Annotated in this window: 21 protein-coding genes and 1 tRNA gene; 16 read left to right on the top strand and 6 right to left on the bottom strand. The window is 65.7% G+C overall.

Going from position 1 to position 18,505, the window contains the following annotated elements:
* The first annotated feature begins 9 nt into the window (after window positions 1-9).
* Both ACWKSV_RS16395 and pgmG read left to right on the top strand, forming a co-directional pair.
* Window positions 10-279, top strand: a complete 270-nt coding sequence (locus ACWKSV_RS16395) for a J domain-containing protein (RefSeq protein WP_076714987.1) — start codon at window positions 10-12, stop codon at window positions 277-279.
* Window positions 269-1,657 carry a phosphoglucomutase/phosphomannomutase PgmG gene (gene pgmG, locus ACWKSV_RS16390; protein WP_237243525.1) on the top strand — a complete coding sequence of 463 codons (1,389 nt, stop codon included), beginning with the start codon at window positions 269-271 and terminating at the stop codon, window positions 1,655-1,657. Before ACWKSV_RS16395 ends, pgmG begins: the two co-directional genes overlap by 11 nt.
* A 145-nt stretch (window positions 1,658-1,802) precedes the next feature.
* On the opposite strand, the gene ACWKSV_RS16385 is transcribed toward pgmG, so the two are convergent.
* Complete coding sequence (locus ACWKSV_RS16385) at window positions 1,803-2,909, bottom strand: M14 family metallopeptidase (protein WP_076714985.1); 1,107 nt, start codon at window positions 2,907-2,909, stop codon at window positions 1,803-1,805.
* 4 nt (window positions 2,910-2,913) lie between these two features.
* Window positions 2,914-3,531: a DUF4136 domain-containing protein gene (locus ACWKSV_RS16380; protein ID WP_056430617.1), complete on the bottom strand. Its 618-nt coding sequence runs from the start codon at window positions 3,529-3,531 to the stop codon at window positions 2,914-2,916.
* A 184-nt stretch (window positions 3,532-3,715) separates the two neighbouring features.
* On the opposite strand from ACWKSV_RS16380, the gene ykgO reads away from it, so the two are divergent.
* Complete coding sequence (gene ykgO, locus ACWKSV_RS16375) at window positions 3,716-3,841, top strand: type B 50S ribosomal protein L36 (RefSeq protein ID WP_003046794.1); 126 nt, start codon at window positions 3,716-3,718, stop codon at window positions 3,839-3,841.
* Between the two features lie 9 nt (window positions 3,842-3,850).
* Entirely contained in the window at window positions 3,851-4,510 is a 660-nt protein-coding gene (locus tag ACWKSV_RS16370; protein ID WP_076714983.1) for an HAD family hydrolase, read from the top strand.
* 100 nt (window positions 4,511-4,610) lie between these two features.
* Here the strand turns inward: ACWKSV_RS16370 and ACWKSV_RS16365 are convergent, their stop codons facing one another.
* On the bottom strand, window positions 4,611-5,213 hold the full coding sequence (locus ACWKSV_RS16365; protein ID WP_076714981.1) for a L,D-transpeptidase family protein: 603 nt from the start codon (window positions 5,211-5,213) through the stop codon (window positions 4,611-4,613).
* A 197-nt stretch (window positions 5,214-5,410) separates the two neighbouring features.
* Between ACWKSV_RS16365 and ACWKSV_RS16360 the strand changes: the two genes are divergently transcribed.
* The 12 genes from ACWKSV_RS16360 to ACWKSV_RS16305 all read left to right on the top strand — a co-directional run bounded on the left by ACWKSV_RS16360 (window position 5,411) and on the right by ACWKSV_RS16305 (window position 14,548).
* Window positions 5,411-6,124, top strand: a complete 714-nt coding sequence (locus ACWKSV_RS16360; protein ID WP_076714979.1) for a murein L,D-transpeptidase catalytic domain family protein — start codon at window positions 5,411-5,413, stop codon at window positions 6,122-6,124.
* A gap of 181 nt (window positions 6,125-6,305) precedes the next feature.
* Window positions 6,306-6,968, top strand: coding sequence for an ATP phosphoribosyltransferase (gene hisG, locus ACWKSV_RS16355; protein WP_076714977.1), 663 nt, complete (start codon window positions 6,306-6,308; stop codon window positions 6,966-6,968).
* Window positions 6,965-8,260 (top strand): histidinol dehydrogenase, encoded by a 1,296-nt coding sequence (gene hisD / locus ACWKSV_RS16350; protein WP_076714975.1) that lies wholly within the window; start codon window positions 6,965-6,967, stop codon window positions 8,258-8,260. Before hisG ends, hisD begins: the two co-directional genes overlap by 4 nt.
* Window positions 8,257-8,673, top strand: coding sequence for an aminoglycoside 6'-N-acetyltransferase (gene aac(6'), locus ACWKSV_RS16345; protein WP_076714973.1), 417 nt, complete (start codon window positions 8,257-8,259; stop codon window positions 8,671-8,673). Before hisD ends, aac(6') begins: the two co-directional genes overlap by 4 nt.
* 163 nt (window positions 8,674-8,836) lie before the next feature.
* Window positions 8,837-9,292, top strand: a complete 456-nt coding sequence (nusB, locus tag ACWKSV_RS16340) for a transcription antitermination factor NusB (protein ID WP_076714971.1) — start codon at window positions 8,837-8,839, stop codon at window positions 9,290-9,292.
* 15 nt (window positions 9,293-9,307) lie between these two features.
* Window positions 9,308-10,213, top strand: coding sequence for a thiamine-phosphate kinase (thiL, locus tag ACWKSV_RS16335; protein WP_076714969.1), 906 nt, complete (start codon window positions 9,308-9,310; stop codon window positions 10,211-10,213).
* An 82-nt stretch (window positions 10,214-10,295) separates the two neighbouring features.
* The gene (locus tag ACWKSV_RS16330; protein ID WP_076714967.1) at window positions 10,296-12,266 is read left to right on the top strand and encodes an alpha/beta hydrolase family protein; all 1,971 of its coding nucleotides are present in this window, start codon (window positions 10,296-10,298) and stop codon (window positions 12,264-12,266) included.
* A 265-nt stretch (window positions 12,267-12,531) separates the two neighbouring features.
* Window positions 12,532-12,750, top strand: coding sequence for a translation initiation factor IF-1 (infA, locus tag ACWKSV_RS16325; RefSeq protein WP_007403889.1), 219 nt, complete (start codon window positions 12,532-12,534; stop codon window positions 12,748-12,750).
* A 14-nt stretch (window positions 12,751-12,764) separates the two neighbouring features.
* Window positions 12,765-13,334 carry a Maf family protein gene (locus ACWKSV_RS16320; RefSeq protein ID WP_056430646.1) on the top strand — a complete coding sequence of 190 codons (570 nt, stop codon included), beginning with the start codon at window positions 12,765-12,767 and terminating at the stop codon, window positions 13,332-13,334.
* Entirely contained in the window at window positions 13,327-14,277 is a 951-nt protein-coding gene (locus tag ACWKSV_RS16315; protein ID WP_076714965.1) for an Rne/Rng family ribonuclease, read from the top strand. The genes ACWKSV_RS16320 and ACWKSV_RS16315 overlap by 8 nt, the downstream gene beginning before the upstream one ends.
* A complete protein-coding gene (locus ACWKSV_RS16310) occupies window positions 14,274-14,441 on the top strand; it encodes a DNA gyrase inhibitor YacG (RefSeq protein ID WP_076714963.1) in 168 nt (55 codons plus the stop codon). Before ACWKSV_RS16315 ends, ACWKSV_RS16310 begins: the two co-directional genes overlap by 4 nt.
* A 31-nt stretch (window positions 14,442-14,472) precedes the next feature.
* Window positions 14,473-14,548 (top strand) — tRNA-Phe (locus tag ACWKSV_RS16305).
* 275 nt (window positions 14,549-14,823) lie between these two features.
* Here the strand turns inward: ACWKSV_RS16305 and ACWKSV_RS16300 are convergent.
* The 3 genes from ACWKSV_RS16300 to ACWKSV_RS16290 all read right to left on the bottom strand — a co-directional run bounded on the left by ACWKSV_RS16300 (window position 14,824) and on the right by ACWKSV_RS16290 (window position 18,475).
* Window positions 14,824-15,240, bottom strand: a complete 417-nt coding sequence (locus ACWKSV_RS16300; protein WP_083706544.1) for a tetratricopeptide repeat protein — start codon at window positions 15,238-15,240, stop codon at window positions 14,824-14,826.
* 774 nt (window positions 15,241-16,014) lie between these two features.
* Window positions 16,015-16,407: a hypothetical protein gene (locus ACWKSV_RS16295; RefSeq protein WP_191864566.1), complete on the bottom strand. Its 393-nt coding sequence runs from the start codon at window positions 16,405-16,407 to the stop codon at window positions 16,015-16,017.
* A 493-nt stretch (window positions 16,408-16,900) separates the two neighbouring features.
* A complete protein-coding gene (locus ACWKSV_RS16290; RefSeq protein WP_237243524.1) occupies window positions 16,901-18,475 on the bottom strand; it encodes a S1C family serine protease in 1,575 nt (524 codons plus the stop codon).
* Window positions 18,476-18,505 lie beyond the last annotated feature (30 nt).

Below are 18,505 nucleotides of genomic sequence, written 5' to 3'. Positions count from 1 at the left end.
GGGGGCCGCATGAAATGGCTGATCGCGCTGGCGGTCATCTGGCTGGTGTGGCGTTACATGCCTCGCCCGACCAAGCCGAAACTCGCACCCCGGCTGCCGCGTGACGAGGCGGACGCGCTGGCGATCCTGGACCTGCCGCCGGGCGCGGATGCCGACGCGATTCGCCAGGCGCATCGTCGCCTGATCGGGCAGGTCCATCCCGATCGCGGCGGCTCGGCCGACCTGACGCGGCGGGTCAACGCCGCGCGCGACCTGTTGCTGGCGCGCCGTGACGCCTGATCCTGGGGCCGAGCGAATCGCCGCGATCCACCCCAGCGCCTGCCGCGAATATGACGTGCGCGGCACCGTGCCCGAGACGCTGGATGAGGGCGCGGCCTATGCGGTCGGGCGCGGCTTCGCCACACGGGTACGGCGGGCGGGCGGCACCCGCGTCGTCGTCGGGCGCGACGGGCGGCTGAGTTCCCCTATGTTGGAGGCCGCGCTGGTCGACGGGCTGACCGACAGCGGTGTCGATGTCGTACGCATCGGCCTGGGCCCCACGCCGATGGTCTATTTCGCCGAAGCGACGTTAGGGGTGGACGGCGCCGTACAGGTAACGGGCAGCCATAATCCCCGCGACGACAACGGCTTCAAGATGGTGCTGCGCCATCGCCCCTTTTTCGGCGAGGATGTCCAGGACCTGGCGCGCATGGCGGCGGCGCGCGACTGGACCCAGGGTGCGGGGAGCGTCGAGCAGGTCGATATCCTCGACGCCTATGTCGACCGGCTGCTGGCCGGTTATGCGGGCGGTGAATATCGCATCGGTTGGGATTGCGGCAGCGGCGCGGCGGGCCCCGTCATCGAAAAGCTGGTCCAGCGCTTGCCGGGTGAGCATCATACGCTGTTCACCGATGTGGATGGTCATTTCCCGCATCATCACCCCGATCCGACGGTCGAGGCCAATCTAGACGCATTGAAGGCGCTGGTGGCGGACAGACGCCTCGATTTCGGATTCGCTTTCGACGGCGATGGCGACCGGATCGGCGCGATCGACGGACAGGGACGGGTGATCTGGGGCGACCAGATATTGATGCTGCTGGCGGGCCCTGCCCTGACCGAGCATCCGGGCGCCCCGATCGTCGCGGACGTGAAGGCCAGCCAGGCGCTGTTCGACCATATCGAGGCGCTGGGTGGACGGCCGGTCATGTGGAAGACCGGCCACAGCCTGATGAAGACCAAGATGCTGGAGACCGCAGCCCCGCTGGGCGGCGAGATGTCGGGGCATATGTTCTTCGCGGGCGAATGGTATGGATTCGACGATGCCCATTATGCAGCGATCCGCCTGATCCGCAGCGTCCATCTGGCGGGCCGCTCGATGACCGAACTGCGCGGCGCGATGCCCCCGATGGTCGATATTCCCGAAACGCGGATCGCGGTGGCCGAGGCGGACAAGTTCGCCATCGTGAACCGGGTGGCGGCGGCGCTGGCTCGGGATGGGGCCGAGGTCAACGATACCGATGGCGTCCGGGTGCGGACGGCGGATGGCTGGTGGCTGCTACGGGCGTCGAACACGCAGGCCGCGCTGACCGTGCGCGCCGAGGCCGGGGATAGAGCCGGACTGGAGCGGGTCTTGGCGGAGTTGGACGGCTATCTGGCGGCGCAGGGGGTACGCCGGTAATTTGGCGAGGCTCGGGACGTGGCCTTCGACTTCGCTCAGGCTGAACGGAGCGAGGGGGTTTACATTTTTGCCCCAACCGCCGTTCAGCCTGAGCGAAGTCGAAGGCCAAGGGAAACCCTCTCCCAAGGGCTTCCCAAAACCGCGATCAAATATCCCCGATCATCTCCGACAGCACCTCCAGGCACGACACGCCCAGCTTGGCCGAACGCTCTCCGGACCAGCCATGGACGCGGTCCGGATTCGCGGCATGGTCCTTGAACGGCATTTCCAGCGTCACCGACACCGCACCGAATCGCTCGGCGAGCTGGTTGGTCGACATGGCAAGATTCGCATTGCCCGCGCTCGACTTCTCATAGCCCATCTGGGTCTGGAAATCGGGCGTATGCGCGGCCAGACGGCGGCCGAATTCATAGAATTTGGCGCCATGTTCCTCGGTCCAGCTCGGAATGCCCTCGAACCCGGCGATGAAGTTGGCCGGAATCGCCTCGTCGCCATGCGCGTCGATCGCGAAATCGACGCCGGTCTGGTCCATGCGGTTGCGGACGCACAGCACTTCGGGGCTGCGCTCGGGCGTCGGCTCGTGCCATTCGCGGTTGAGGTTCACACCCGCCGCATTGGTGCGCAGATGCCCGCGTCGCGTGCCATCGGGGTTCATGTTGGGCACGACATGGACCGTCGCCGCCGCCAGCAGCGACTCGGCCGCCGGGCCGGTCAGCCAGTCGAGCGCGCCCTCCATCCACCATTCGGCCATCGATTCGCCCGGATGCTGGCGGGCATAGAGCCACACCTGCTTCGGGCCGGAGCCGAGGCGGAAATAGTCGATCGGCTGGCCGTCCAGGCTCTGGCCGATCTCTTCGTGATGAACGCCCTTCGCGGCGATTCGCGCGATCAGATCGTGGTGACGTTCCATCGTATAGGGCTCGAAATAGGCGAACCACGTGACGTCCGACTCGCCTGTCCACTGCCATTCCAACACGCCGCCCGCATAGCGGGTCGGCGTCATCCGCCATTCCTGCCGGTCGGTCGAGGCACGAACCTGATAGTTTGGCCAGCCATCGGGAAAGGCCGAATCCGCCCCGTTCAGGATGCGGAAGGTCAGCGTCCGTCCCTTCGCGCCGCCGACCCGGAAATAGAACCACTGGTAGAAGTCGGAATCCTTGTCCTTGACGATCTCCAGGTCGACCCGGTCGCCCTCGATCGCCACCACGCGGATATTGCCGCCGTCGAAGGACGCATTGATGGTCAGGGTCATCGCCTTACTTCACCTCGATCGTGCGGCCCGATTCGCCGGGGAATTTGGTGAACAGCGCATCGGCGAGCTTGGCGGCCTGCGCCTGCGCGTCCAGCTTGGCGAGGGCCTGAACCGGCGCGATGTTGCGCGCGCTGCCTTCCCAGATGGGCGACTGGTCCACGCGGCGCTTGATCTGGACCGACAATTCGGTGCCGATGATCTCCTGCGGCTGGCTCTTGCCGATCGGGAAGCTCAGCCCCCCGCCCAGCCCCACGCCGCCGCCACGACCGCCCGAGAAGCTGCCGCCGCCCAGACCGATCGAGAAGGGCGAGGGTCGCGGCGGGCCCAGCCGGTTGGCGCGGGTGAAGTTCACGGTCGCGATGAAGTCGGGCTGCGCATCGCCCTGCGCCAGCGAATAGCCGTTGCGCAGCAGCGCGGTTTCGACCGCGGCGGCATAGGTCTTGAACTCGATGCTGGCCGGGCCGGTGGCCGACAGCGGCTCGACCCGGATGGTGCCGCGCGCGATCGGCTGCCCCAGATGATAGCGGATCACCTCGGTCGGCGGCAGGCGCCCGCCCGTGGTGGAACAGGCGGCCAGCGTTCCGGCGGCAGCCGCGAGGATCAGGAGCGAGCGGGCTTTCATGCGTCGAAGACCTTGAGATGTTACGGATGGGCAACGCATGACATATGAGGGATGATCCGGCGGCGGAAGAGGGCGCGGCGATCATGACCCATCCGTCATGCCGGAACCTTGACTTAAGTGCCGGTTGCCACTAGGCGGCGACGCTTTCCAGATCACCCTCCAGTTCAAAAGAAGCGAATCGATCATGAAGATCCGCAATTCCCTGAAGTCGCTCAAGGATCGTCACCGGGACAACCGCGTGATCCGCCGTCGCGGCCGCACCTATGTCATCAACAAGACCAACCGTCGTTTCAAGGCGCGCCAGGGCTAATCAGCCCTGATGCCGATCGAATCGAACGTGACGGATGAACAGTCCGTGACGCGCGCCGATCGGCCGACCGCCGTCATCTTCGACGTCGGTCGTGTGCTTTACGACTGGGATCCCCGGATCCTGTATCGGCGCCTGATCGCAGACGATCGGGCGCTCGATGCATTTGTGCGCGACGTCGTCACCACCGAGTGGCATTTCCAGCATGATGCGGGCCGCGACTTCGCCGACACCTCGGCGGAGCTGATCGCGCTGCACCCGCAGCATCGGGAACTGATCGCCGCCTGGGGCCCGCGCTTCAGCGACAGCATCGGCGATCCGATTGCCGGGATGCACGAACTCGTCGCCGAACTGGATGCGGCGGGCGTGCCCCTGTTCGCGATCACGAACTTCAGCCATGAATTCTGGCCGCCCTTTCGTGTGCGCGAATCGGCGCTGTTCGATCGATTCCGCGATATCGTGGTGTCGGGCGCCGAAAAGCTGGTGAAGCCCGATCCCGCCATCTACCGCCTCGCGCTCGCCCGATTCGGGCTGGAGCCGGGGCAGGCGGTATTTATCGACGACAATCGTGCGAACATCGATGCGGCAGCGGCGTTGGGCATTCATGCGCTGCACTTCACGGACGAAGCGACGCTTCGGCCTCAGCTTCGGGCATTGGGATTGGTGACCTAGCCGCCCAGTTGGCCCGTGCGCTTCGACTTCGCTCAGCGTGAACAGCCTTTAATACCAAGTCCTGTTCAGCCTGAGCGTAGTCGAAGGCCACGCTCGAACCTCACCGCGACAACGACGCCAATTGCGCCTCGTTCGCCTGGCTGGCCTCCGTCTGCAACAGTGCCGGGTCGAAATGATCCCCGACCATCTGATCGGTGACGATCACGGTCGTCCCCACCGAGGTGATCGAAAACAGCTTCTTCGCAAAGGCCGCAGGCAGTCGGATGCAGCCATGCGAGTCGGGAAAACCGGGATTGTTGCCCGCATGAAGCGCGACACCATCCCAGGTCAGGCGCTGCATGAACGGCATGGGCGCCGAATTATACAGGTTGCTGCGATGCATCTCGCGCTTCTGAAGGATCGGGAAGACGCCGACGGGCGTATCCTTGCCGTCCTTGCCGGTCGACACCGCAGCCGCCGCGACCATCGTGTCGCCCCGATAGACATAGGCGCGCTGCATCGGAATGCTGACCACCACCGTCACCGGTTGCGCGATTGGATCGACCGCCGTCATCTGCGGGTCGGCCCAGACGAATCGATTGGGGGCAAGAGCGGAGGCGGCCTGTGCCACCGTGGCGGTCCCCGGCCCGTCCTCGGCAAGCGCCGGTGCGGCGAAACCCAGCGTCGTAGCACCCAGCAGGGCGGCAAAAGCGAGAGCCTTCATATCCCTTTTCCTTGGCGAGTTCACAAAATATTAAACCCGTCAAGCGACAATTGGTGCCAAGCGAAAATTTTTGCGCTGCGACGGAACTTTCGCTGAATCGATGGAACCAAGCGATCAACCGATGGGCCGATGGGCAGAAAAATGGCCTGACCTTTGCTACATAGGTTTTGCGGGAATTCTGGGGTTGAAGGACCAAAATGCACGATAATCTGGACGCGGCGCCGGGTCGGCGCGCGCTGTTGAAGAACGCGCTGGTGCTCGCCGGGGCATTGGCGGTTCCGGGGGCGGTGAGTGCCCGGGGACGGCTGACGGCGGGCGATCTTCGCCCGGTGCGCCAGCCTCCGATCCCGAGCCGTCCGACCGTTCCGGCAGTGCCGCAGGCGATCCTGGCCTCGTCGCGGGTCGTCCGTCCGGCGCTGCTGCGTCAGGCGATGGCCTCGCTACAGAAACATGGTTCGCAGGTGCGGCAGCGCGACCGGATGGCGATCGTCGATTTCGCGGTCGGCTCGTCCGAACCGCGCCTCCACCTGGTCGATCTGATCAGCGGCAAGAGCACCTCGCTGCTCGTCTCGCACGGCAGCGGGTCGGACCCGTCGCACAGCGGCTATGTCCAGCGCTTCTCCAACGCGTTCAATTCGAACGCCAGCAGCGAGGGCGCCTTCCTGACCGACAATTATTATGTCGGCAAGCATGGCCGGTCGCAGCGTCTGGTCGGGCTGGACCCCACCAACGACAATGCGCTGGGTCGTGCGATCGTGATCCACTCGGCCTGGTACGCCAATCGCGACATGATCCGCAGCCACGGGATGCTGGGCCGCAGCCAGGGCTGCTTCGCGGTCGGCGAGAACGACCTGGACCGCGTGTTCGCCAATCTCGGCCCCGGCCGGATGATCTACGCCGCGAAGGTGTAACGGCCTCAAATCCTCCCCGGCACGGGGAGGTGGCAGGCCGCAGGCCTGACGAAGGGGGGCCGCCGCGCGGAACGTCCCTCGCGGCACGCCCCCTCCACCATCCTGCGGATGGTCCCCCTCCCCGTACCGGGGAGGATAAGAATTGCGATCCCCGGTGGCGGGGGTTAAGCCCCCGATCCTCATGGCCCAACCGCTGATCATCGCCGTCCCCAAGGGACGCATCCTGGCCGAGGCGCTGCCGTTGCTCGCCGCCGCCGGCATCCGGCCCGAACCGGCCTTCACCGACAAGGACAGCCGCGCGCTGCGCTTCGCCACCGATGTCCCCGGCATCGAGCTGATCCGCGTCCGCGCCTTCGACGTCGCCACCTTCGTTGCGCATGGCGCGGCGCAGCTGGGCATCGTCGGATCGGACGTGCTGTCCGAATTCGGCTATTCCGAGCTTTACGCGCCCGTCGACCTGAAGATCGGCCATTGCCGCATCTCGGTCGCCGAGCCCGCCGCGATGGCGGAGAGCGATGATCCGCGCGGGTGGAGCCATGTCCGCGTCGCGACCAAATATCCGCATATCACCAGCCGCCACTTCGCCGCGCGCGGGGTACAGGCGGAGTGCGTCAAGCTGAACGGTGCGATGGAGTTGGCCCCGACTTTGGGCCTGGCGCCGCGCATCGTCGACCTGGTGTCCTCGGGCCGTACGCTGAAGGAAAACGGGCTGGTCGAGGTGGAGGTGATCGAGGAGGTCACCTCGCGCCTGGTCGTCAACCGCGCCGCGATGAAGACGCGTGCGCAGGTCGTGCCACTGGTCGAGGCGTTCCGCCGCGCGGTGGCCGAGAGGGAAGCCGCATGATCCGTCTCGATACGCAGGAACCGGGCTTCGCCGCCGCGTTCGACGAACTGGTCGATGCCCGGCGCGAAAGCGATGCCGATGTCGCGCGCGACGTGCAGGTGATCCTGCGCGCGGTCCGCGACGATGGCGAGGCGGCGGTCGCGGCCTTCACCAAGCAGTTCGACGGCCATGACCTGGCCGAGACCGGCTGGCGGATCGAGCCCGCCGATTGCCGTGCGGCCTATGAGGCACTGGAGCCCGAACTGCGCGCCGCACTCGACCTCGCCGCCGCGCGCATCCGGGCCTATCATGAAAAGCAGAAGCCGACCGACACCGACTATGTCGATGCGCAGGGCGTGCGGCTGGGTGCGCGCTGGACGGCGGTGGATGCGGCTGGGATCTACGTCCCCGGCGGACGCGCGGCCTATCCCTCCTCGCTGCTGATGAACGCGATTCCAGCCAAGGTAGCCGGTGTCGAGCGGCTGGTGATGGTCACGCCGACGCCGAAGGGCGAGATCAACCATCTGGTCCTCGCCGCCGCCCATCTGGCGGGCGTGGACGAGGTGTGGCGCGTCGGCGGCGCACAGGCGGTGGGCGCGCTGGCCTATGGCGCCGGGCGCATCCAGCGGGTCGATGTCGTCACCGGCCCCGGCAATGCCTGGGTCGCGGAGGCCAAGCGCCAGGTCTATGGCATGGTCGGCATCGACATGGTGGCGGGCCCGTCCGAGATCGTCGTCGTCGCGGACGGCAAGAACGACCCGGACTGGATCGCCGCCGACCTGCTGAGCCAAGCCGAGCATGACACCGTCACCCAGTCGATCCTGTTCACCGACGACGCCGATTTTGCAGAGCGGGTGGTCGAGGCCGTCGACCGGCAGATTCCCGAACTGGCGACCGCCAGCGTCGCGCGGACCGCCTGGGACGCGAACGGCGCGATCATCGTCGTCGATTCGCTGGAGGCCGCCATGCCGCTGGTCGACCGACTCGCGCCCGAGCATCTCGAACTCGCGGTGGACGATCCGCAAGCGCTGTTCGACCGGCTGCGCCACGCAGGCTCGGTCTTCCTGGGCCGCCATACGCCGGAAGCCATCGGCGATTATGTCGCCGGGCCGAATCACGTCCTGCCCACGGGCCGCCGCGCGCGTTTCGCCAGCGGGCTGTCGGTGCTCGACTTCATGAAGCGGACGAGCTTCCTGGGCCTGACCGAGACGGCGCTGAACGAACTCGGCCCCGCGACGGTGGCGCTGGCCCATGCCGAGGGGTTGCCTGCGCACGCCAAGTCGGTGGCGCTGCGGCTGCGGCTCAATCGATGATCGTCGCGCCCGCCGCGCCAGAGCATCGGGAAGGATGGCTGGCGTTGCGGGCGGCGCTCTGGGGCAAGGAAGCGGGTGATCCGGCGGATTTGCCCGACAGCGACGGGAATTTCGTCGCGCTGGAGGATGGCCGGGTGATCGCTTTTGCCGAGGCGGCGGTCCGGCATGATTACGTCAATCGCTGCGACACTTCGCCGGTGCTGTTCCTAGAAGGGCTGTTCGTCGATCCCGACCATCGCCGACAGGGCGTCGCCGGGGCGCTGGTCGCGGCGGTGGCGGACTGGGGCCGGACGCGAGGGTGTACGGAATTCGCCTCCGATGCCGAGATCGACAATGTCGACAGCCATGCGCTGCACCGGGCACTGGGGTTCGTGGAGACCGAGCGGGTGGTGTATTTCCGTCGGGAATTGTGAAAGGTCCGGCCCTTGGCCTTCGACTTCGCTCAGGCTGAACGGGGTTTTGGTATCCGGCCCGGTTCCTAACCTCCGTTCAGCCTGAGCGAAGTCGAAGGCCTCGTCCACGCCCCCTCACCCAAAACACGTGACGGATTGACGACAGCCCGGTAAAGGCCCGCCAATGACTCGTCCTCCAGCCCGTACCCAGGCGCGCGCCGCCGCGCGCCTTGCCGCCGTTCAGGCGCTTTATCAGCATGACATGGAACAGACCCCGCTGGCGGCTTTGCTCCACGAATTCCACAATCACCGCATCGGCGCGACCATCGAGGATGTCGAATATGCCGATGCCGATATCGATTTCTTCGACGATGTCGTGAAGGGCGTGCAGGCGCGCCTGGACGAGATCGACGTGATGATCGAGGGCAAGCTGGCCAAGGGCTGGACGCTCAACCGTCTCGACAAGCCGATGAAGGCGATCCTGCGCGCCGGGACCTACGAACTGATCGCACGCCATGACGTGCCGGTCGGCGCGGTCATCAGCGAATATGTCGATGTCGCTCACGCCTTTTACGAAAAGCGCGAATCGGGCTTCGTCAACGGCCTGCTCGACGCGATCGCCAAGGTCGCGCGGGCGTAACGCCCGACCGCCCCGATGAACGAGGCGGACTTCATTGCCGCGTTGCGCCGGATGCCGCTGCATCCCGGTGCGCGCGGACTGATCGACGACAGTGCGGTGCTGACCGCCGCGCCGTTGGTGGTCACCACCGACACGCTGGTCGAAGGCGTACATTTCCTGCCCCACGACCCGCCCGCCGATATGGCGTGGAAGCTGGTCGCCACCAACCTGTCCGACCTGGCCGCCAAGGGGGCGTTGGTCGAGGGGGTGCTGCTCAACTATCCGTTGGGTGATCCCGTCTGGGACCGCGCCTTTCTGGATGGTCTGGCGGCGGTCCTGAACCATTTCGACGCGCGGCTGATCGGCGGCGATACGGTGTCAAAGCGGGGGCCGCGCAGCCTGACGCTCACCGCCTTCGGTCGCGATGCCGCCGCCCCCGCCCGCGATGGCGCCAAAGCGGGGGACGCGCTGTGGGTCACGGGCACGATCGGCGATGCCGGTCTGGGCCTGGCGATCGCGCAGGCGGGCCATGGGCCGATCGCACTGCGCGACGCCTATCGCCGCCCCTATCCTCGCCTGATCGAGGGCCGTGCGCTCGGCCCCGTCGTCCATGCGATGATGGACGTGTCAGACGGCCTGCTGATCGACGCAGGCCGAATGGCGCGGGCCAGCGGGCTGGCGGTGACGGTCGAGCTCGACAGGGTCCCGCTGTCCGAGGAGGCGCGGGCGTTCGGCGGCACAGACCGGGCGGCACGACTGGCCGCCGCGACCGCCGGGGACGATTACGAACTGCTCTTCGCCCTGCCCGCCGGGATCACACCGCCGGTCGCCGCCACGCGCGTCGGCAGTTTCGCGCCCGGCCATGGCCTGACCCTGACCGACTCGGGAAAGCCGATCCTGCTGCCGCCCCGCTGGGGCTATGAACACCGCCCCGAACGCTGAATCCCCTTTCCTCCCTTCGTTACGCTGTTAATCTGGATCGGTTCGGCCCCTGGGGAGTGGTGCCGACATGGGGGGATCGGGAATGCGTGAGGTAAGGAAGCTGGGCGCGTCGGTGACGGCGCTCGCATTGATGACGCTGACGGGCATGACGCAGAATGCGGACCAAACACCGCCCGCCCCAACTCCTGCCAGCCCAACCGCCGCATCGGGCCCTCTGCCGGTCGAGGCCTTTGCCGCGCTGCCCGAGTTCGAGGGGCCTGCCCTGTCGCCCGACGGCACCCGCATCGCGGGCAAGCGGGCGCTGAACGGCAAGCAATATCTGATGGTCGCCCCGCTGATTAAAGGCCAGGGAAAGACCGCGCTGGCCGCGCTCAGCGACAAGGTCGACGTCAATTGGTGGCGCTGGGTCAATGACGAATGGCTGGTCGTCGGGCTGGGCAGCCAGGACACGATCCAGGGCGAGGAATATTATGTCACCCGTCTGATCGGCGTCCGCGCCGACATGACGAAGATGGTGAAGATCGACTGGGACAATTCGGGCTTCCGCGCCGACGAGGTGCTGTGGACCGCACATGACGGCACCCCGCGCCTGCTGTTCGCCAAATCGACCGGCATCTATTCCATGTCCGAGGTCTATCCTTCCGTCTACGAAGCGGACGTCTCGACCGGGCGGGTCAAGCGGATCGCGAACGGGCAGACCGATGTGTGGGACTGGTATGCCGATGGCCAGGGCCAGTTGCGCATGGGCGTCCGCTATAGCGACGACACCCGTCAAAAGAGCATCCTCTATCGCCAGTCCAATGCCGAGCCCTTCCGCACCATCGCACGCGCTAATGGCCGCAAGGACGAATCGGTCCTGGTGCCCAGCGTCTTTCGTACCGACGGCACCGCGCTGGCGATCGATGACAGCGACGGATATGACGCGCTGTACGAGGTTTCGCTGCCCGACCTGAAGCTGGGTCGCAAGCTCAGCACCGTCACCGGCTATGACATCGACGGCATCATCAAGACCGCTTCGGGCGACGATATTTCGGCGATCCGCTACACCGACCAATATTATCACGACGCCTGGACCGATCCGCGGATCAAGGAATTGCAGGCGGCGCTCGACAAATCGGTGGCGCCGCGCCGCGCTGAGATCGTGTCCTGGAACACCGCCCGCACCCGCTTCCTGGTGACGGTCAGCAGCCCGTCCTCGGCGGGGTCGCTTTATTACTGGGATACCGATTACGGCAACATGCAGTTCCTGTCCTGGGCCAATCCCCAGTTGAAGGGCCAGCGGCTGTCGCCGGTCCGCACCCTGCGCTATCCGGCACGCGACGGCACCTCGATCGAGGCGATCCTGACCATGCCGCGCGGACGCGGGACCAGGAATCTGCCGCTGATCGTCATGCCGCATGGCGGCCCCTTTGCCCGCGACGCCGAAAGCTGGGACTGGTGGAGCCAGTATCTGGCCGAACTGGGCTATGCGGTGATCCAGCCCAATTATCGTGGTTCCTCGGGCTATGGCACCGCCTTTGCCAAGAAGGGGCAGGGCGAATGGGGCCTGAAGATGCAGGACGATCTGGACGATGCGGTCGCCTGGCTGGCCAAGGAAGGCATCGCCGACCCCAAGCGCGCCTGCATGGTCGGGGCCTCCTATGGCGGCTATGCCGCGATGCGTGCGGCCCAGCGCAACAGTGCGCTCTATCGCTGCGCGGTGTCCTATGCTGGCGTGTCCGATCTTCAGGCGATGAAGCGGTACGATTCGCGTTTCCTGTTCGGCAAGACGCGTGCCGACTGGCTGCAGAAACAGGCCCCCGACTATCACGCCGTCTCGCCCCGCTTCGGCGCGGCCGACATGGCGATTCCCCTGCTGATCGTCCACGGCAAGGAGGACAAACGAGTCCCGGTCAACCAGTCGCGCATGATGGTGTCCGCGCTGAAGGCGGCAGGCAAGCCGGTGAACTATATCGAACAGCCGCTGGCCGACCACCACTTCACCCGCGCCGAGGACCGGCTGGAATTCCTGAAGGCAATGGCCGCGTTCCTGGAAAAATATAACCCGGCGTGACGGTCCCAATTCCTCCCCTGCAAGGGGAGGTGGCAGGCCGAAGGCCTGACGGAGGGGTGTCCTGCTCGGCGAGGGAAGACTTCACTCACCGCGGGTGACACCCCTCCCCTTGCAGGGGAGGAATTGATGGATGCAAACGCCTTGCCCCAACCCCTCACCAACCCCATATCGAGGGCTGATTCGGCGTGCCTTTCCTTTTCGGCCCATTGCGGCTATGGCGGCGCCTCTTCGACATACCCTATAACACGACGAACCGAGGTATTTTTTGGCCAAGGAAGAACTGCTCGAGATGCGCGGCCGCGTGGTGGAACTCCTCCCCAACGCGATGTTCCGCGTCCAGCTCGAGAATGATCACGAGATCCTGGGACATACGGCGGGCAAGATGCGCAAGAACCGCATCCGCGTGCTGGTCGGCGACGAAGTGCTCGTCGAGCTGACGCCGTACGACCTGACCAAGGGCCGGATCACCTACCGCTTCAAGTGAGCGACCGGCCCCACATGCCGCTCGTCCTTGCATCCTCCTCCCCGCGCCGCCGCGATCTGCTGGCGCGGCTGGGAGTCGTGCCCGACCGAGTCGCCTCGCCCGATATCGACGAAGCCCCCCGCCCCGCCGAGTTGCCCCGCGTCTACGCGCTGCGGCTGGCGGTGGAAAAGGCGCACGCGGTTGACCGTGCGGACGGCGAGATCGTCGTCGCGGGCGATACCACCATCGCGCTGGGCCGTCGCATCCTGCCCCCCGCCGAGACCGAGGACGTCCAGCGCAAGCTGCTGCGCCTGATGTCCGGGCGGCGGCACCATGCACTGTCCGCCGTGTGCGTGATCGACGCCACCGGCAAGGCGCGCACCCGGCTGGCCGACACCATCGTGGCGTTCAAGCCGCTCTCCGACGACGAAATCGACGCATACATCGCGTGTGGCGAAGGGCTGGGCAAGGCCGGGGGCTATGCCATCCAGGGCCGCGCCGAGGCGTTCGTGCGCTTCCTGCAAGGGTCGCATTCCGGCGTCATCGGCCTGCCGCTGTTCGAAACCCGCGCCCTGTTGAAAGCCGCCGGGCTGCCGCTTGTCTGAATGGCTCTATGAGGCCGGGATTGGCGAGGCCCGTGCCGCGCTGGTCGAGGATGGCCGCATCGTCCAGGCCGCGATCGAGCTGACCGGCACACTGACCGTCGGCACGGTGGCCGAAGGGCGGCTGGTCGAGCTGCTCCCCGGTCGACAGGGGCGGGTGACGTTGAGTCAGGGCGGCGACGTGCTGCTGTCGCCGGTGCCGAAGGGCATGACGCAGGGGGCCGCGCTGACCGTCATCGTCACGCGCGAGGCGATTCCCGAGCGCGGCCGCGCCAAGCTGTCCAAGGCACAGCTCGCCCCCGAAGACGCGTGCGCCGCCTCCGGCCTCGATCTGCGCGCACGAATTGCCGCGACGGGCTTTCCCGTGCGTGAAATCCTGCCGCATCAGCCCGACGACCTAGAGGCGGCGGGCTGGTCCGAACTGCTCGACGAGGCGGCGACCGGCGAGATCGGTTTCGGTGCGGGCGTACTGCGCATGACCCCGACCCCGGCGATGACCTTGTTCGACGTCGACGGATCCCCCCCGCACGAACCGCTGTCGATCGCCGCTGCCCGCGCGGTGGCGGGAAGCATCCTGCGCCACGGCATCGGAGGGTCGATCGGCATCGACTTCCCCACGCTGGAGGGCAAGGGCCCGCGCCAGGCGGTGGCGGAGGCGCTGGACGCCGCCCTCCCCCTCCCCTTCGAGCGGACGGCGGTCAACGGCTTCGGCTTCCTCCAGATCGTCCGCCCACGCCCCCGCGCCTCGATCCCCGAGCGTCTGGCTATCGACCCCATCGGCGCCCGTGCCCGCGCGCTGCTGCGGCAATGGGAGCGCGAGCCGCCCGGCCCCGCGCCGACCTATCCCGTATCCGGCGCCGTCCATGACCGCCTGATGGCCAATCCCGCCTGGCGCGAGGCGCTGGAGCGCCGCACCGGCCGTCCCCTGCAATTGGAACGCTCATGACCACCTGCCCGATTTGCGACAAGCCGACCGCCCCGGACCACGCCCCTTTCTGCTCGCGCGGGTGCAAGGATCGCGACCTTCTGCAATGGCTGGGCGAAGGTTATCGCATCCCGGTCAAAGAAAATGATGAAGAAGGGCTGGACATAGGAGAAAGCCACCCGTAAAGGCACGCCTCCAATCGCAATCGCGGTGTGGGCCCAAGTAGCTCAGTTGGTAGAGCATGCGACTGAAAATCGCAGTGTCGGTGGTTCGATCCCGCCCTTGGGCACCATTTTTCCTACATTGATGGTGTTTTGACGGTTCGCTTGTGGCGGACTGTTTTATTTGGCCGGGCTTATGCCCGTGGCTTTCTGCGCTACGCCCATTCTTTCCGGTTTATCGATCCGCGTCAGGCAGAGCTACCGGCACGCTTGCCAAGACCATCCAGGTCGGCGCCCGCGTCGCGGCAGCCGTTGATCGATATGCGAGAAGCAAAATCGGCACAGCGCAGGCCGCCCCAGGGACATGATCGGCCTGCGCAACGGAGGGCCGGATACGCAAACCGCGCTATTCCTTGCCGTCCTCCCCCGATGCCTTGGCCAGCGCGGCCTTCACCGCATCCTGATTGCCGCTGTCGAGCAGCGCGAGCAGTGTCGCCGCCGGGTTGTCGGGTCGCGCGTGGGGATCATAGGCAAGCGGACGCAGCGTGCGCTTCGCCTGGTCGATCTGTCCGGCCGCAATCTGCTGGCTGGCTAGCATGAAGCGCAGCCCCTGATCCTGTGGCACCAGCTCGAAGGCCCGTTCCAGCCCGTTCACCGCCGATTCGCGCGGACGCTCGCCCGCCATACGGAAACTGCTGTAGAAGACCGCCAGCGGCTCGGCCGCGTTGGGATCGGCACGGTTGGCACGGATGATCCAGCTGCGCGCCTCGTTCCACCGCGCGGGGTCCTTGCAGGACGAAGCCTTCTCCGACCGCCCTCCCAAAAGCCTTGATCACCGTCAGGGTCGCCATGATTAAATCGACCGCCCCCTAGCCGACCCAGCGCATCACCCCGTTTTTTGATCCCAGTCCAAATACACAGATTATTTACGCCACTGCAACACCAGTAAGCCAAAAAAAATTACACAGACCTTTAATATTTAATGCAAATCCTAAAATGCCATTCACAGAATCATGACATTCTAATAATTTCTATTGACTCTTTTCCCTCACTTATGAAAATTTTTCGGGGGGCCGAATGCACTTCCAAATCATACTTTAAGATAGGGAATGCATATGTATTATAACTATCTTTTAACCAGCCTTTTGGCTTTAGGCTCCACCCTATCGCCACCACCTCAGACCCTCTCCCAGCGGGATAATCAAACAGTTTCCACACAGCAAAAAAGTCAGCAAACCTCGGATGACGATGTTATAGTTACAAGCTCAGGAGAATCCAGATCTGACGACGGCGTAAATCCAAGAACAGCCAATCCAGACGATCCGAAGGACATACGCCAACTACCAAATACTCAGCGAAATACGAAATAATATAATCACATTATATCATAAAGTGATATTACGTAATACTAATAAGTGTAATTTAATTTATTAAATCGCTCACGTTCTACATCAAGCGATTATTGATGCATCGCATAAGAAATCGGTGATAGATTATAACTTTATTCCAATCAGCTTTGTACGGTAACTCGTGGCCCACCTGCTTCAGTGATCGCAACACCTCGTCGCCTGATGCGGCGCTGAGTATGCCGTAGTGCTCAAACAGAGTAGTGGGCCGCTCCTTCCAAGTCCCGGGCAGGATGGGCGACCGAGCTTGGGACGCCGTTGTAGAAACCGGCGATATGGTCGCCGCCCTTTCCATAGAGCCGCCGCACCGCCGACACCGTGGGCAGGACATAGACGGTGACGGGATTGCTCTCCTGCCCGTCGATCTCGGGCTTGCCGTAGAGATAGCGCAGCGCACCGTCGAACTGCTCGAGCCGCGTCGCCATGGCGCGGATCGCCTCTTCGGACATGTTTCCGTAGAGGATGAAATGCTTCGCCCGCGCCTCGCGCCATTCGGCCTGGGCGGGCGTCGCCGCCAACAGGCCCAGACATGTCATCATCGCGGCCGCCATCCAGCGGCGCGCGCCTATTGCCCCCTTGGTCATCCCCGGCCCTCCCAAGCCGCATCGATCAGGGTCGTTATGTCGTCGAAACGGTGGCGGCGGCGCAAGCCTCTTCGGCCCTATCAGCAGTCATATACCTTCCCCTTTCCCTCTCGCCTCCACGAGGGGAGAGGGTTGCGCAGACTTGGTCTCTGCGAAAGCAAAGACTTAGTCGGAGCTGGGCGAGGGGTGGAGCGCGGAGCGCGCAAGCTGATGGCTCGCTCGACCCCTCACCCCAGGCTGCGCTGGACCGTGATGACATTGCGTTGAACCAAGCCCAACCCCTCCCCTTCAGGGGAGGGGTTGGGGTGGGGCCTCGCCACAGACGGCGTGCTTGCGGAGGTGCCCCACCCCCGGCCCCTCCCCTGAAGGGGAGGGGTGAGTCCATCTCATGTCATCATGGTCTAACCAGCAGGCTGGCAAGCTTTGCTAACCCTCTCCCCTGTCCAGGGGAGACGGAAGGAGGCGGGGATGAATGCTATCCCGCCCTGAACACTCAGCGGGCCGAGCGGCAGCTATAGACCAGCTTTTCGTTGGGCAGCGGCGGCAGTTGCTGGCGGATCTGGGCCTGTTCGCCCTCCAGATTCTGGAGCGCCTTGTCGGTCTTCACGCAGGCGTTGGGCGTGCTGGGCTGATGCAGCTTGCGGATCGCATCCATCGTGGCGGCGGGCAGCATGTAGCGGGTCTGGGTATAGGTGCGCGTGACCGGATCGAAGCGAGCGACGGTCACGGTCGGCTCGTCCTCGGGCACGATGATCCGCTGCCAGCCGCCCTCGCCCTCCAGATACTGGACCTGGCCATCGGCACAGCCCTTGGCACCCCAGTCCAGCCGCGTCTCGGCGGTCGAGGAGACGGTGATCCGGCTGCGATCGGGGATCAGCGTGCAGATCATCGGGCCGATCGCCGTGCCGGGCGCATTCGCGCTCGCGGCCGTCACCAGGGTCTCGCGCGGCAGCTGAATCTCGGCGGAGGGGCGCAGCAGGAACACCACGACCGCCGCAACGATCGCGATGCCGCCCGCCGACACGGTCCAGATCGCCGCCCGGCGCGACCCGCGCGACTCCAGCAGCCCGGCACCACCAACCGCCAGCGCGCCGCCGACCAGCAGCAAAGCCGCCACCGCCATCACATTCTCGCGCAGCCGCTCCGCCTCACCGCGCGCGGCGTTCAGCGCCTCCTCGCGGCGCAGCGCCGCCGCATTGGCCGCCTCTCGCTTGGCGGCGGCCGCCTCGACCACGGCGCGGGCATCCGCCGCGCTGTCCTCGCGCAACCGCTCCTCGATCGAGGTGCAGGGCACGCCGACCGAGGCATAGGGCTGTTTCGCCTCGCGCAGGAACGCCATCAGCTCGGTATCGGCGATCGCGAAGCCGAAGGTCGAATCGCCGTCATCGGCGCGGGTCAGCGCCGAATTGACCCCGATCACCCGCCCGCACGGGTCGAGCAGCGGTCCGCCCGAATTGCCCCGCGCGATGCTGGCGGTGTGCAGCAGCACCTCGATGCCCGTCAGCGCCCGACGGCCCGAGGCGACGCCCTGCGACCGGACGGGTGACAGCGGGCGAATATAGTCCGCCGCCGACTGCGCCGTGGCCAGGTCGACATTGCCGGGATAACCCAGCGCGATGACCTGATCGCCCTCGGTCACGGGGCCGGTGAAGAGGGCGACGGGCGGCAGTTTCGCCTCGCTGACCTCGATCAGCGCCAGGTCGCGGCGCGAGTCATAGGCGATGACCCGGCCCTGATAGGATTTGCTGCCCTCCGACGGCACGACGCCGATCACGACATTGTCGGGATAGCGTTCGGCCAGTTCGACGACATGGGCATTGGTGACGATGCGGTTGGGCGCCACCGCGAAGCCCGAGCCATGGCCGAACCCGGCCACCTGATCGTCGACCATCGCGATGGTGACGACCCGCACCACGCCGCGCGCGGTCGCGGCGATATCGTCTGCCCCGGCCATGGCGGGCGACAGTCCGACCAGGGTCAGGAGGACGGCAAGGACGAACCGGCTGAGCATCGGGACAGGGCCATATCCCGCCCTTTCCACCGCCTGCAACCGGGATCGGTTAGGCATATGGTAAATCTTGGCATTTAGGGAATGGCC

Source organism: Sphingomonas sp. SphC10, assembly GCF_057004845.1.
The sequence above is the reverse complement of the archived record's forward strand: the minus strand, read 5'-3'. Positions and strand labels throughout refer to the sequence as shown.

Bases quoted from the DNA above. Each gene is read 5' to 3' on its own strand.
- ACWKSV_RS16370 (WP_076714983.1), top strand. From the start codon at position 3,851: ATGCCGATCGAATCGAACGTGACGGATGAACAGTCCGTGACGCGCGCC.
- nusB (WP_076714971.1), top strand. From the start codon at position 8,837: ATGACTCGTCCTCCAGCCCGTACCCAGGCGCGCGCCGCCGCGCGCCTT.
- hisG (WP_076714977.1), top strand. From the start codon at position 6,306: ATGGCCCAACCGCTGATCATCGCCGTCCCCAAGGGACGCATCCTGGCC.
- ACWKSV_RS16320 (WP_056430646.1), top strand. From the start codon at position 12,765: ATGCCGCTCGTCCTTGCATCCTCCTCCCCGCGCCGCCGCGATCTGCTG.
- thiL (WP_076714969.1), top strand. From the start codon at position 9,308: ATGAACGAGGCGGACTTCATTGCCGCGTTGCGCCGGATGCCGCTGCAT.
- ykgO (WP_003046794.1), top strand. From the start codon at position 3,716: ATGAAGATCCGCAATTCCCTGAAGTCGCTCAAGGATCGTCACCGGGAC.
- ACWKSV_RS16310 (WP_076714963.1), top strand. From the start codon at position 14,274: ATGACCACCTGCCCGATTTGCGACAAGCCGACCGCCCCGGACCACGCC.
- ACWKSV_RS16295 (WP_191864566.1), bottom strand. From the start codon at position 16,407: ATGACCAAGGGGGCAATAGGCGCGCGCCGCTGGATGGCGGCCGCGATG.
- ACWKSV_RS16330 (WP_076714967.1), top strand. From the start codon at position 10,296: ATGCGTGAGGTAAGGAAGCTGGGCGCGTCGGTGACGGCGCTCGCATTG.
- ACWKSV_RS16365 (WP_076714981.1), bottom strand. From the start codon at position 5,213: ATGAAGGCTCTCGCTTTTGCCGCCCTGCTGGGTGCTACGACGCTGGGT.
- hisD (WP_076714975.1), top strand. From the start codon at position 6,965: ATGATCCGTCTCGATACGCAGGAACCGGGCTTCGCCGCCGCGTTCGAC.
- ACWKSV_RS16380 (WP_056430617.1), bottom strand. From the start codon at position 3,531: ATGAAAGCCCGCTCGCTCCTGATCCTCGCGGCTGCCGCCGGAACGCTG.
- ACWKSV_RS16290 (WP_237243524.1), bottom strand. From the start codon at position 18,475: ATGCCTAACCGATCCCGGTTGCAGGCGGTGGAAAGGGCGGGATATGGC.
- ACWKSV_RS16385 (WP_076714985.1), bottom strand. From the start codon at position 2,909: ATGACCCTGACCATCAATGCGTCCTTCGACGGCGGCAATATCCGCGTG.
- ACWKSV_RS16395 (WP_076714987.1), top strand. From the start codon at position 10: ATGAAATGGCTGATCGCGCTGGCGGTCATCTGGCTGGTGTGGCGTTAC.
- ACWKSV_RS16360 (WP_076714979.1), top strand. From the start codon at position 5,411: ATGCACGATAATCTGGACGCGGCGCCGGGTCGGCGCGCGCTGTTGAAG.